This window comes from Vannielia litorea (genome assembly GCF_018424695.1).
In the GTDB taxonomy this organism is placed as follows: Bacteria; Pseudomonadota; Alphaproteobacteria; order Rhodobacterales; family Rhodobacteraceae; genus Vannielia; species Vannielia litorea_A.
The window spans coordinates 1-12,149 of record NZ_QTNQ01000102.1 but is presented as its reverse complement, the minus strand read 5'-3'; the positions used below and the strand labels follow the sequence as shown (position 1 = coordinate 12,149).

The following is a 12,149-nucleotide window of genomic DNA, read 5'->3' as shown; positions in this document are numbered from 1 at the left end:
CTTCGACCACATCGACCTGCGCGGCGACCTCGCGGTGTTCTCCCTTGCCTGGGACGGCGCAGACACGCCGGACGACCTGAACCTCGGCGAGCTGGGCGACATGCACCTGCTCGTGGTGCCCGGCGGCGAGTTGATCGGGGTGGAAATCGGAGAGTTTGGCGGCGCCCCAGCCGAGCAGGCAGGATTCGTAATAGGCGTTCGGGTCGGGGGCGATCAGGGATTCCGGGAAGGGCTCGGGCTGGGCGAGGAAGAACCAGTGATAGTAGCTCTGGGCGACCTTCAGCTTGAGGTCGGAGAGCAGGGTGTGGGTTGGGACGATGTCCATTAGCGTGACGGCGGCGACGGCCTGCGGGTGATCGAGTGCCATGCGGTGGGCGACCCGCGCGCCGCGGTCGTGGGCGATGACGGCGAATGTCTCGTGGCCGAGGTGGGCCATGAGGGCCAGGAGGCGGCGGGCCATGTTGCGGAAGCTGTAGGGGGCGAGGTCTTGTGGCTTGTCGGAGGCGCCGTAGCCGGGGAGATCTGCGAGGATGAGCGGGTGGTTCTGCGCGAATGTGGGGGCGATGGGGTGCCACATCGCGCGGGTTTGCGGGAACCCGTGGAGGAAGAGGAGCGGGAGGCCGGTTGCGGCGCCCCCGGCCTCGTAGGCGATTGTCAGGCCGTCGATCTCGGCGGTGGAGTCGGGGCCGATCATTCGGTGAGCGCGGCAAGGATGCGCGCCCAGGACCGCGTGCCCTTGTGGAAGCTCTCCACGTCGTATTTCTCGTTGGGTGAGTGGATGGCATCGTCATCCTTGCCAAAGCCAATGAGCATGGCGTCCATATCGAGGATGCTCTTGAAGTAGCCCGCGATTGGGATGGAGCCGCCGCAGCCGACGTAGGCGGCCTCGGTGCCCCATTCTTCGCTGAGCGCCTTGCGGGCGGGCTCGAAGGCGGCGTGGCTGGCGTTCATGTGGCCGGCGGGGCCGGTGCCGTGGCCGTGAAACTCGACCGTGCAATCGGGCGGGAGCATGGAGCGGACCATTTCGCGGAAGTTCTCGCGAATTTTGTGAGGATCCTGCTCGCCGACGAGGCGGAAGCTGACCTTGGCGCTGGCCTTGGAGGGCAGCACCGTCTTGAAGCCGTCGCCGGTGTAGCCGCCCTTGATGCCGTTGATCTCGCAGGTCGGGCGGGACCAGAGCTGCTCGAGCGCCATGCGGCCCTTTTCGCCGGCAAGCTCGGAGAGGCCGACATCGCCGAGGAAGGACTTTTCATCGAAGCCAAGGGCTTCCCAGCTTTTCTTCAGGTTATCCCCGATCTCGGGCACGCCGTCGTAGAAGTGGGGGACGGTGATGCGGCCCTCGTCGTCATGCAGGGCGGCCAGGATCTTTGTCAGCACGCGGATGGGGTTCATCGCGGCGCCGCCATACATGCCGGAGTGCAAGTCCTTGTCCGGCCCGGTGATGGTCAGCTCCTCACCCAGAAGGCCGCGCAGCTGGGTGATGATGGCAGGGACGCTATCGGCGAAGAGGCCGGTGTCGCAGATGAGGGCGATGTCGGCTTTCAACTCTTCGGCGTTCTCTTTCATGAAGGGGATGAGCGAGGGGGAGCCGCTTTCTTCCTCGCCCTCGAAGAAGATGGTGAGCTTGCAGGGCAGGCTGCCGTGCTCGGCGACCCAGGCGCGCAGGGCTTCGACGAAGGTCATCAACTGGCCCTTGTCGTCGGAGGCGCCGCGGGCGCGGATGACGCGGCCCTTGGGGGTGTCCTGGATCTCGGGGTCGAAAGGGTCACGATCCCAGAGGTCGAGGGGGTCCACAGGCTGCACGTCATAGTGGCCGTAGAAGAGGAGGTGGGGCGTGCCTTCAGGGCCGCCGTGGGCCACCACCATCGGATGGCCGGGGGTGTCGCGCTTGGAGGCTTCAAAGCCGAGTGACTTGAGGTCTTCCACCAGCCAGTCGGCGGCTTTTGCACAGTCGGCCTTATAGGCGGGATCGGTGGAGATGGAGGGGATGCGGAGCAGGGCCATCAGCCGCTCCAGCGCGTCGGGAAGTTGAGAATCGATGCGGGCGAGGACGGGATCGGCAGACATGGGCGCTCCTTTGTTGGGGCGGAAGGTAACACCACGGGAAGGCTTGTCCAGCGGCGCGGATTCACGCCGGAGCGTTTGGTTTTCGTGAATATGACGTGATCTGGATCAAAGCGCCAAAATATCGCAGGCGCCATATATTCACGAAACGATATGGCTCTGTTAAGACTTCAGAACGCTGCAGAGCGGACCAAGGAGGACGCGCCCCGTGACATGCCCCATCTCTTCGAAGGCTGACATGCTGGACAGCATCGACTCCGCTCTGGACCGGCTACACGAGGAAGGCCGCTACCGGACCTTCATCGATATCGAGCGCCGCCAGGGGCAGTTTCCGCATGCCGTCTGGATGAAGCCCGACGGGAGCGAGCAGGATATCACCGTGTGGTGCGGCAACGATTACCTCGGCATGGGCCAGCACCCGGTGGTGCTTGCGGCGATGCATGAGGCGCTGGAAGCCACCGGCGCGGGCTCGGGCGGGACGCGGAACATCAGCGGCACCACGGTGTATCACAAGCGGCTGGAGGCCGAGCTGGCCGACTTGCATGGCAAGGAAGCGGCGCTGCTGTTCACCTCGGCCTATATCGCCAATGACGCGACGCTGAGCACGCTTCCGAAGTTGCTGCCCGGCCTGATCATCTATTCCGACGAGCTGAACCATGCCTCGATGATCGAGGGCATTCGCCGCAATGGCGGGGCGAAGCGGGTGTTCCGGCACAATGATGTGGCGCACCTTCGGGAGCTTCTGGCCGCCGACGATCCGGCAACGCCGAAGCTGATCGCCTTCGAGTCGATCTACTCGATGGATGGCGACTTTGGCCCGATCAAGGACATCTGCGACCTGGCCGACGAATTCGGCGCGCTGACCTACCTCGACGAGGTGCATGCGGTGGGCATGTATGGCCCGCGCGGCGGCGGCGTGGCGGAGCGCGACGGGTTGATGGACCGGCTCGACATCATCAACGGCACGCTGGGCAAGGCCTTTGGCGTGCATGGTGGCTATATCGCCGCGAGCGAAAAAATGTGTGATGCCGTAAGGTCTTACGCGCCGGGCTTCATCTTCACCACCAGCCTGCCGCCGGTGGTGGCCGCCGGGGCTGCCGCGAGCGTGGCGCATCTGAAGGTGGATCAGACGATCCGCGACCAGCATCAGACCAACGCCCGCATCCTGAAGACCCGCCTCAAGGCGCTCGGCCTGCCGATCATCGACCACGGTAGCCATATCGTGCCGGTGATCGTGGGCGATCCGGTGCACACCAAGATGATCTCCGACATGCTGCTGGCCGATTACGGCGTTTACGTGCAGCCGATCAACTTCCCCACCGTGCCGCGCGGCACCGAGCGGCTGCGCTTCACGCCTTCGCCGGTGCATGATCCCAAGATGATCGACGGCCTCGTGAAAGCGATGGACGGGCTGTGGAAACACTGCGAGCTGAACCGGCAGGAGCTCTCGGCCTGAGCCTGGGCACGAATTGGGCATGTTCCTGCACATGCCCTGAAATGATGCACAGTTGGCGGTTCCGTTTCGGCAAGAAGCCTCCGGTTCTCGCTTCTGCAAGTGCATCAACCTTAGCATCATGGTAATCTGAATGTGATCTAGGCGGAAAGCGCACGAATCGCCGTAGGTCTTGGGGATAAATCTGTATATGCGCACGGGGCAGGCCACATGATCAGGCGCAGGACGCCAAAGCCGGACGCGGAGGAAGCGCCTCCGAAGGGTTTTGACGATTTCGATCTCAAGCTCGGCGACATCATGCGCGGCGAGCGCGCGACCATGGGCAAGAGTCTGTTGGACGTGCAGCGCGAGCTGAAGATCAAGGCCACCTACATCGCTGCCATCGAAAACTCTGACCCGAGTGCCTTCGAGACGCCCGGCTTCATTGCCGGTTACGTCCGCTCTTATGCCCGCTACCTTGCGCTGGACCCGGAATGGGCCTTCGAGACCTTCTGCCGCGAGGCCGATTTTGCCACCCTCTCGGGGCTGGAGCAGAACGGCCGAAAGGGCGAGGCGAGCAAGGTCTCCAAGGAAGCGACGGCTGCCGCGGATGGTGCCCTTGGGGGCATGCTCACACGGCTGAAAGGCGGCGGGCCGAAGCAGGCGGGCAAGCCCAAGTCGCGCCCGGTGACCCGGGTGGCCGGTGCCCGTGATCCCTTTGCGGAGCCGAACGTCACCTTCACCCCGCGCGGGGACAGCATGTTTTCGCGGATCGAGCCGGGGGCCATCGGCTCTTCGCTGGTGCTTCTCGCCCTGATCGGGGCGGTGGGCTATGGCGGCTGGGCCGTGCTCCAGCAGGTGCAGCGCGTATCGGTCGCGCCGGTGGAGGAGGCCCCGGGCGTGGTGGCCGATATCGACCCGCTGGCCGCCCCCACACTCACTGATACCCCCGCGCCGGAATATGCAGGCGTGGCCGCCGCGACGCCCGATGCGCTCGACAGGCTCTATCGCCCGCAGGCGCTCGACACCCCGGTAATGACACCGCGGGACGGGCCGATTGCAGCGCTTGACCCCTCCACCCAGGGCGCGCTGGCGCCGGGCGCAGCCGCAGGCTCCGCCCCGGGCGCCGAGCTGGTGGCCGGGACGACGGGCGAGGTGCACCGCGACGATGGCACCGAGCTGGCCAGCGCCGATGTGCTGGAACTCTTCGCAACCGCCCCGGCCTGGGTGCGGGTGCAGGACGCCGAGGGCAACATCCTGTTCGAGAAGACACTGAACGCCGGGGAACGCTGGATCGTGCCCGAGGGCGAGGCCGGATCGGATGATGTGGCGGTGCTGCGCACGGGCGCGGCAGGGGCTGTCTACTTCGCGATGGACGGCAAGACATATGGCCCCGCCGGGCCGCGCGGCAACGTGGTGTCGGACCTCGCGCTGGACCGCGACGCCCTGCGTGACGCCTTCACCGTGGCCGATGCGGGCCGCGATGGCGCGCTGGACCGCGTTCTGGCCGAGGCGCCGCAGAAGCCGCTGAACGCGCCGGAAAACTACGAGGAGCTGCGCGCTGCCGCCGAGGCGATCGTGGCGAATGCGCCCAAGGTGACCGCCGATGGCAAGCCGGTGGTGGAGCTTGTGGCCGTGCGCCCGAGCTGGGTTCGGGTGCGCGCCGCCGATGGCTCCACGATTTATGAGCGCACCATGCAGCCGGGCGACCGTTACACCCTGCCGCAGGCCGAGGTGGCGGCCACGCTGCGCACCGGCGATGCGGGCTCTGTCTACGTGGTGGCCGCCGGCCAGGCCTATGGCCCGATTGGCAGCCGGGGCGAGGTGGTTTCGAACTTCGCGCTCTCTGCCGAGGGGGCGACAGAGAGCCTCGCCGTCGCCGACCTCAGCCGCGACCCGGCGCTGCAAAGCGTGATGGTGGCGGAGAACGGGCCGCTGGTTTCGGAGTAACGTCTGGCAAAGGTGCGCCATGAATGCGCACCCTACGGCCCGCGTTGAAATCTCGCATTGCCGGGCGGGGGCGTGCGGCCTATCTCTCGGCCTGACGCGCGAACCTCCGGAGGCCCCATGTCGATCAACGAAGTGCGCCCGTGGCGCAGCATCTATCGCCGCGAAAGCCGCCAGGTGATGGTGGGCAAGGTGCCGGTAGGGGGCGGTGCGCCGATTTCGGTGCAGACGATGACCAACACCGACACCAGCGACGCGAAGGCCACCATCGCGCAGGTGCAGCGCTGTGCCGAGGCAGGGGCAGACATTGTGCGGGTTTCCGTGCCCGACGAGGCCTCCAGCCGGGCGTTGAAGGAGATCGTGGCGGAAAGCCCTGTGCCGATCGTCGCGGACATTCACTTTCACTACAAGCGGGCGCTGGAGAGCGCCGAGGCGGGCGCGGCTTGCCTGCGGATCAACCCCGGCAACATCGGGGATTCGGCGCGCGTGAAGGAGGTTGTGCGGGCGGCGAAGGACCACGGCTGCTCGATCCGGATCGGGGTGAATGCCGGGTCGCTGGAGCGGCACCTGCTGGAAAAATACGGCGAGCCCTGCCCGGAGGCGATGGTGGAGAGTGGGCTCGACCATATCAAGCTTTTGCAGGACAACGATTTTCATGAATTCAAGATCAGCTGCAAGGCCTCGGATGTGTTCCTGAGCGCGGCGGCCTACCAGCAGCTGGCCGAGGCCACCGATGCGCCGATCCACCTCGGGATCACCGAGGCGGGCGGGCTGACGAGCGGCACGATCAAGAGCGCCATCGGCCTTGGCAACCTGCTCTGGATGGGCATTGGCGACACGATCCGCGTGAGCCTCTCTGCCGATCCGGTGGAAGAGGTGAAAGTGGGCTATGAGATTTTGAAGTCGCTGGGCCTGCGGCACCGGGGCGTCAACATCATATCCTGCCCGAGCTGCGCGCGGCAGGGGTTTGACGTGATCAAGACGGTCGAGGTGCTGGAGAAGCGGCTGGAGCACATCAAGACGCCGATGAGCCTCTCGATCATCGGTTGCGTGGTCAACGGGCCGGGCGAGGCGCTGATGACGGATGTGGGCTTCACCGGCGGCGGGGCCGGGCATGGCATGGTCTACCTGGCGGGCAAGCAGGACCACAAGATCAGCAACGATCAGATGATCGACCACATCGTGCGTGAGGTGGAAGCCAAGGCCTCCGAGATCGAGGCTCGGGAGCAGGCGGGAGCCGAGGCGGCGGAGTAGGTTCGGGCCGGTCGGGGAGCCGAAGAATTTTCTGAAAATTCTTCGGCGATGGCGGAAAAATCTTCGGGAAGATTTTTCCGTTACGCTACTTGGACCCGCGGACTTCGTCGACGATGCCCATCATCGCCTGGAGCGGCACGTAGCCGCGCAGCATCTGGTCGTCGAGCACGAAGGTGGGCGTGCCGGTGATCTGCATGGCCTGCGCCAGGGCGTGGTTCTCGGCGATGACGGCGCTGACCTCGTCACTTTCCATCGCGGCGAGGATCGGCTCGGGGTCGGTTCCGGCCTGCTCGGCGAGCGACCGCAGCGACGCCTCGTTGAACTCGCCGCGCTGCTGCATCATCGCATCGTGCACGGCCTTGTAGGCCTCGGGGCCGGCCACCTGGAGGGTGGCGATGGCAAAGCGGGAGGCCACCACAGATTGCTCGCCGAGGATGGGGAATTCCTTGACGATAAAGCGGATGTTGCCATCGCCCTCGATCAGGCTTTCGACCTCGGGGAAGGCCTTTTTGCAGTAGCCGCAGCGGTAATCCATGAACTCGACAATGGTGATGTCGCCCTCGGGGTTGCCGCCGACGTAGGAATAGCCGTCATTGAAGAGCGCATCGGCGTGGGCGGCGACCAGTGCCACGTCGCCTTGTGCCTGTTCGGCGGCCTGGCGCTCTTCGAGCACGCTGATGGCCTCCATCAGCACCTCGGGATTGTCGAGCAGGTAGGCGCGGATCTCGGCGCGGAAGGCCTCGCGCTCGGCATCCGTCATGCTGGAGGCATCGAAGGCGGCGGCGGGCAGGGCGGTGAGGGCGAGGGCAGCGGCGAGAAGGGGGGCGCGAAACATGGGCGTCGTCCTTTGGCTTTCGGTCGTGCGCGGGTGTGGCACGGTTGGGGCGGGGCCGCAAGCGCGCGCGGCATTGACGGCAGGGTGCCGCTTGATAGTGGTGACGACAGGTTAAGGAGGCTGGCATGCGGGTTTCAAGGCGAAGCGAAGTTGATCCCTTCATCGTGATGGATGTGATGGAGGCGGCCCGGGCGGCCGAGACGGCGGGGCGTTCTGTGATCCACATGGAGGTGGGCCAGCCGGGCACGCCTGCGCCGAAGGGGGCGCGGGAAGCAGTGGCGGCCGCGCTGGAGGCCGGGCCGATGGGCTACACGGTGGCGTTGGGGCTGCCGGAGCTGCGCGCCGGGATCGCGCGGCTTTATGCGCGGTGGTATGGCGTGGAGCTGAACCCGGAGCGGGTGATCGTGACGACGGGCTCTTCGGGGGCATTTCTGTTGGCGTTTACGGCGCTGTTCGAGGCGGGCGAGAAGGTAGGGCTGGGGGCGCCGGGGTATCCGAGTTACCGGCAGATCCTGCGGGCGTTGAGCTTGCAGCCGGTGGAGATAGAGGCGCGGCTGGCGACGCGGATGCAGCCTGCGCCGGAGGATGTGCCGGAGGGGCTTTCGGGGCTGATCCTGGCGAGTCCGGGCAACCCGACGGGGACCATCTTGGACCGGGGTGCGCTTGGCGCGTTGCTGGAGCGGGCCGGGGAAGTGGGCGCCTCGGTGGTGAGCGACGAGATTTACCACGGGCTGCATTACGGCGACCGGGCGGTGAGCGCGCTGGAGCTGACGGATGATGTGGTGGTGATCAATTCGTTCAGCAAGTATTTCTCGATGACCGGCTGGCGCGTGGGCTGGATGGTGGTGCCGGAGGCCGACATTCGCACCTATGAGCGGCTGGCGCAGAACATGTTCATCTGCCCGCCCCATGTGGCGCAGGTCGCCGCGCTGGCGGCGCTGGACTGCGAGGAAGAGCTGGAGGCCAACCGGGCCGTCTATGCCCGGAACCGCGCGGCGATGCTGGCGGGGTTGCCCAAGGCCGGGTTCACCCGCTTTGCGCCGCCGGACGGGGCGTTTTACGTTTATGCCGATGTGTCGGAGATGACCGACGATAGCTTGAAGTTCTCGCAGCAAATCCTTGAAAAGACGGGTGTTGCGATGACACCGGGGCTGGATTTCGATAGCGCGCGGGGGGCGAGGTGGCTGCGGTTTTCCTATGCCCGGAGCGAGGCGGATATTGCCGAGGGGCTGCGGCGGCTGATCGAGATCGTGCCTCAGATGTAATCGCGGAGGGTCGCGAGGAAGGCGGGGACGCGCTTGAGGGTGTCGCCTGTGGCGGCGAGGGTTTCGGGGGTGAAACCGTCTTCGGGCGAGAGCGCGGTGAGAAGGGCGTCACGGGTGAGTTCGTCTTCGTCTTCCAGCCCGAGATTTTCGGCCATGGCGAGCAGTTCCAGCGCCTCGTGCACCGCTTTCATCTGGCGCAGGGCTTCTGACATGGGCGTAGCCAGCTCGGGCTCGTCGTGCCAGCTTTTGCCCTCGAACACCTCTTGCGTCACCCGCTGGCCCGCGCCGTTGCAGGTGTAGCGGGCGCAGCCGGAAAAACCTTCCTCTTCAAGGTCTTCGTAGATGGAGCAAAGGTGGCGCTCCAGCTTGGGGCAGGGCAGTCCGGCGGGTTTGTCGATGGCGAAATCCTCGCCCGCGTCGAAGGCCAGCGCCATGCAGCAGAGCGCGGCGCAGCGGGAGCAATCGGGGGTGAGGTCTGGCAGGTCGCTCATGCGTTGGAGCGGGGGCGCTGCCCCCGCACCCCCGGGAGTATTTGCGGCAAGAAAATGGGGCGGGTCACGCGAAATTTGCAGCGAAGGTGCTGCGATAGGTTTCGGAGAGATCGGAGAGCGGGGCGGAGCTGCCGCCCAGGGTGACGGTGTCGCCGCCGAACTTGCCGACGGTGTGGATCGGCACCCCCGCTTGCCCTGCGGCGACCATCAGCGCCTCGGCCTTGTCGAAGGAGCAGGCGATGAGGTAGCGTGCCTGATCCTCGCCGAAGAGGGGGCCGTTGCCCGCCGCGTCGATCTGCACGCCCACGCCAGCGGCTTCGGCCATTTCGAAGGCGGCAAGGGCAAGGCCGCCATCTGCGAGGTCGGTGCAGGCGTCGATGAATTGCGCGTTGCCGCGGATGAAATCGCCATGGGCCTTTTCGGCGGCGAGGTCGACATGAGGCGCGTCGCCGTCTTCGCGGGAAAATGCCTCAGCAAGCAGGGCGGATTGGCCGAGGTGGGCGCCCTCGGGGCCGATCATCAGGGCGACATGGCCGGCGCGGGCCGTGCCGTCGATCAGCTGGTCGAGGTTGTCGAGCAGGCCGACGGCGCCAATGGTGGGGGTGGGCAGGATGCCCTGGCCATCGGTCTCGTTGTAGAGCGAGACGTTGCCGGAGACGATGGGGGTGTTAAGCGCGGCGCAGGCTTCTCCGATGCCCTTCAGCGCGCCGACGAACTGGCCCATGATCTCGGGCTTCTCGGGGTTGCCGAAGTTGAGGTTGTCGGTGGTGGCCAGCGGCAGGGCGCCCTTTGCCGAAAGGTTGCGGTAGGCCTCGGCCACCGCCTGCTTGCCGCCCTCATAAGGGTTGGCCTTGACGTAGCGGGGGGTGACATCGGAGGTGAAGGCGAGGGCCTTCTCGGTGCCGTGGACACGCACCACGCCGGAGCCCGCGCCTGGGGCGACGACCGTATCGGCCATCACCATGGTGTCATACTGCTCCCAGACCCAGGATTTGTGGGCGTAGTTAGGGGAGGCGATGAGTGATTTGAGGCCGTCGATGGCGTCGATCTCGGGGACCGGGTCCATCTCTGCCGCCGGGGGCGTTTCGACCCAGGGGCGGTCATATTCAGGGGCCGAGCCGGAGAGGTTGGCCAGCGGCAGGTCTGCCTTGGTTTCGTTGCCGTGCATCACGAGGAAGCGGTCTTCGGCAATGGTCTCGCCGACGATGGCAAAGTCGAGATCCCATTTCTCGAAAACGGCGCGGGCCTCGGCCTCTTTCTCGGGGTTGAGGACCATGAGCATGCGCTCCTGGCTCTCCGAGAGCATCATCTCATAGGCGGTCATGTTCTCTTCGCGCTGGGGCACGGCATCAAGGTTGAGCTTGATGCCGAGGCCGCCCTTGTCGCCCATCTCGACGGCGGAGCAGGTGAGGCCCGCTGCGCCCATGTCCTGAATGGAGATGACGGCGCCGGTCTGCATCAGCTCCAGCGTGGCCTCCATCAGGCGCTTTTCGGTGAAGGGATCACCCACCTGAACGGTGGGGCGCTTCTCTTCGATGGTGTCGTCGAACTCGGCGGAGGCCATGGTGGCGCCGCCGACGCCGTCACGCCCGGTTTTGGCCCCGAGGTAGACCACGGGCATGCCGATGCCGGAGGCGGCGGAGTAGAAGATGGCGTCGGTGTCGGCGAGGCCAGCGGCGAAGGCGTTGACGAGGCAGTTGCCGTTGTAGGCGGGGTGGAAGCGGACCTCGCCGCCCACGGTGGGCACGCCGAAGCAGTTGCCGTAGCCGCCGATGCCCTCGACCACGCCGTTGACGAGCTGGCGGGTTTTCGGGTGCGACGGCTCCCCGAAGGAGAGGGCGTTCATCGCGGCGATGGGGCGGGCACCCATGGTGAAGACATCGCGCAGGATGCCGCCAACGCCGGTGGCCGCGCCCTGATAGGGCTCGATGTAGGAGGGGTGGTTGTGGCTTTCCATCTTGAAGACCACGCATTGCCCGTCGCCGATATCGACGATGCCCGCGTTCTCGCCCGGTCCGCAGATCACCTGGGGGCCTTCGGTGGGCAGCTTCCTCAGGTGGATCTTGGAGGATTTGTAGGAGCAGTGCTCGTTCCACATGGCCGAGAAGATGCCGAGCTCGGTGAAGCTGGGGGTGCGCCCGATGATCTCGAGGATGCGCTCGTATTCGTCGGGCTTCAGGCCGTGGGCTTCGATCAGTTCGGGCGTGATGGCGGGTTCGGTCATGGAGGCTCCCCTGATGCTCACGCGCCTTTTAAGAAAAGGGCCGTGGGAGGGAAAGGCGCAATTTGTGTGATGATCGGGGCAGCTGTGCTTTCGGGGCCGCGCGGGCCTTGATCCGGCGTCCCCGGGAGCCGCGCGGGGCGGCGTATGCGGGGCGGAGATGCTGATTCTCCGGTGGGGTTCCAAGCGGCCTTGCAATGGGAACGTTGCGCGTTTGCGGCTCACGCGCACTCACGCCAGCGTTAGAATTATCCATTGAATCAGGGTGTTATCGATTTGGAAACAGAGTGTTTTCCACAAGATTGTTACCTCGTTAAGGACTGCATCCATTGCCCTTATTTGGCTGCTAAATTGCCGCATATTTAACACAACAATTGCAGGTTGCAGAGCGCTAGGCCGTGGCAGGGAACGGGCAAAAATGTCTCCAGACACATCGAAAAGGCGAGTTTCGTGTTATGATCTTTGTCACGGAGGGTGGACGGCAACGCATAGCTGGAGGATAGAAATGCTATATTTTGCAGACGCTAAAACAGCCAAACGCGGTTTGGCATCGGCCCTCTGTGTGCTCGCACTGGTTGTACCTGCACATGCGGGTTCGCTGGGCGGCGGGGGCGGAATCTCTGCTGGGGTCTCCGTGGGG

The 12,149-nt window shown here is 65.6% G+C and carries 9 protein-coding genes; 4 read left to right on the top strand and 5 right to left on the bottom strand.

Features of this window, described 5'->3' with window-relative positions; genetic code table 11:
* Together DYI42_RS21160 and DYI42_RS21155 are read right to left on the bottom strand one after the other, a co-directional pair.
* A partial coding sequence (locus DYI42_RS21160; RefSeq protein WP_213548742.1) for an alpha/beta fold hydrolase occupies positions 1-694 on the bottom strand: 694 nt, incomplete at its 3' end.
* Positions 691-2,067, bottom strand: a complete 1,377-nt coding sequence (locus DYI42_RS21155) for a M20/M25/M40 family metallo-hydrolase (RefSeq protein ID WP_213548741.1) — start codon at positions 2,065-2,067, stop codon at positions 691-693. The genes DYI42_RS21160 and DYI42_RS21155, both read right to left, overlap by 4 nt.
* Positions 2,068-2,302: 235 nt before the next feature.
* On the opposite strand from DYI42_RS21155, the gene hemA reads away from it, so the two are divergent.
* The 3 genes from hemA (at position 2,303) to ispG (ending at position 6,697) form a co-directional block, all read left to right on the top strand.
* The gene (gene hemA, locus DYI42_RS21150; protein ID WP_213548740.1) at positions 2,303-3,520 is read left to right on the top strand and encodes a 5-aminolevulinate synthase; all 1,218 of its coding nucleotides are present in this window, start codon (positions 2,303-2,305) and stop codon (positions 3,518-3,520) included.
* A 207-nt stretch (positions 3,521-3,727) separates the two neighbouring features.
* Complete coding sequence (locus DYI42_RS21145; protein WP_213548738.1) at positions 3,728-5,446, top strand: helix-turn-helix domain-containing protein; 1,719 nt, start codon at positions 3,728-3,730, stop codon at positions 5,444-5,446.
* A 117-nt stretch (positions 5,447-5,563) separates the two neighbouring features.
* Positions 5,564-6,697: a flavodoxin-dependent (E)-4-hydroxy-3-methylbut-2-enyl-diphosphate synthase gene (ispG, locus tag DYI42_RS21140; protein WP_213548736.1), complete on the top strand. Its 1,134-nt coding sequence runs from the start codon at positions 5,564-5,566 to the stop codon at positions 6,695-6,697.
* 85 nt (positions 6,698-6,782) lie between these two features.
* On the opposite strand, the gene DYI42_RS21135 is transcribed toward ispG, so the two are convergent.
* Positions 6,783-7,532, bottom strand: a complete 750-nt coding sequence (locus DYI42_RS21135; RefSeq protein ID WP_213548734.1) for a DsbA family protein — start codon at positions 7,530-7,532, stop codon at positions 6,783-6,785.
* A gap of 125 nt (positions 7,533-7,657) precedes the next feature.
* Between DYI42_RS21135 and DYI42_RS21130 the strand changes: the two genes are divergently transcribed.
* Positions 7,658-8,797 carry a pyridoxal phosphate-dependent aminotransferase gene (locus DYI42_RS21130; protein ID WP_213548732.1) on the top strand — a complete coding sequence of 380 codons (1,140 nt, stop codon included), beginning with the start codon at positions 7,658-7,660 and terminating at the stop codon, positions 8,795-8,797.
* On the opposite strand, the gene DYI42_RS21125 is transcribed toward DYI42_RS21130, so the two are convergent.
* Both DYI42_RS21125 and purL read right to left on the bottom strand, forming a co-directional pair.
* Entirely contained in the window at positions 8,788-9,288 is a 501-nt protein-coding gene (locus DYI42_RS21125; RefSeq protein WP_213548730.1) for a hypothetical protein, read from the bottom strand. The genes DYI42_RS21130 and DYI42_RS21125 overlap by 10 nt on opposite strands.
* Positions 9,289-9,352: 64 nt before the next feature.
* Complete coding sequence (gene purL / locus DYI42_RS21120) at positions 9,353-11,512, bottom strand: phosphoribosylformylglycinamidine synthase subunit PurL (RefSeq protein WP_213548728.1); 2,160 nt, start codon at positions 11,510-11,512, stop codon at positions 9,353-9,355.
* Positions 11,513-12,149 lie beyond the last annotated feature (637 nt).

Excerpts from the sequence above, each read along its gene's own strand:
- DYI42_RS21155 (WP_213548741.1), bottom strand. The coding sequence starts at position 2,067 with ATGTCTGCCGATCCCGTCCTCGCCCGCATCGATTCTCAACTTCCCGAC.
- hemA (WP_213548740.1), top strand. The coding sequence starts at position 2,303 with ATGCTGGACAGCATCGACTCCGCTCTGGACCGGCTACACGAGGAAGGC.
- DYI42_RS21145 (WP_213548738.1), top strand. The coding sequence starts at position 3,728 with ATGATCAGGCGCAGGACGCCAAAGCCGGACGCGGAGGAAGCGCCTCCG.
- ispG (WP_213548736.1), top strand. The coding sequence starts at position 5,564 with ATGTCGATCAACGAAGTGCGCCCGTGGCGCAGCATCTATCGCCGCGAA.
- DYI42_RS21135 (WP_213548734.1), bottom strand. The coding sequence starts at position 7,532 with ATGTTTCGCGCCCCCCTTCTCGCCGCTGCCCTCGCCCTCACCGCCCTG.
- DYI42_RS21130 (WP_213548732.1), top strand. The coding sequence starts at position 7,658 with ATGCGGGTTTCAAGGCGAAGCGAAGTTGATCCCTTCATCGTGATGGAT.
- DYI42_RS21125 (WP_213548730.1), bottom strand. The coding sequence starts at position 9,288 with ATGAGCGACCTGCCAGACCTCACCCCCGATTGCTCCCGCTGCGCCGCG.
- purL (WP_213548728.1), bottom strand. The coding sequence starts at position 11,512 with ATGACCGAACCCGCCATCACGCCCGAACTGATCGAAGCCCACGGCCTG.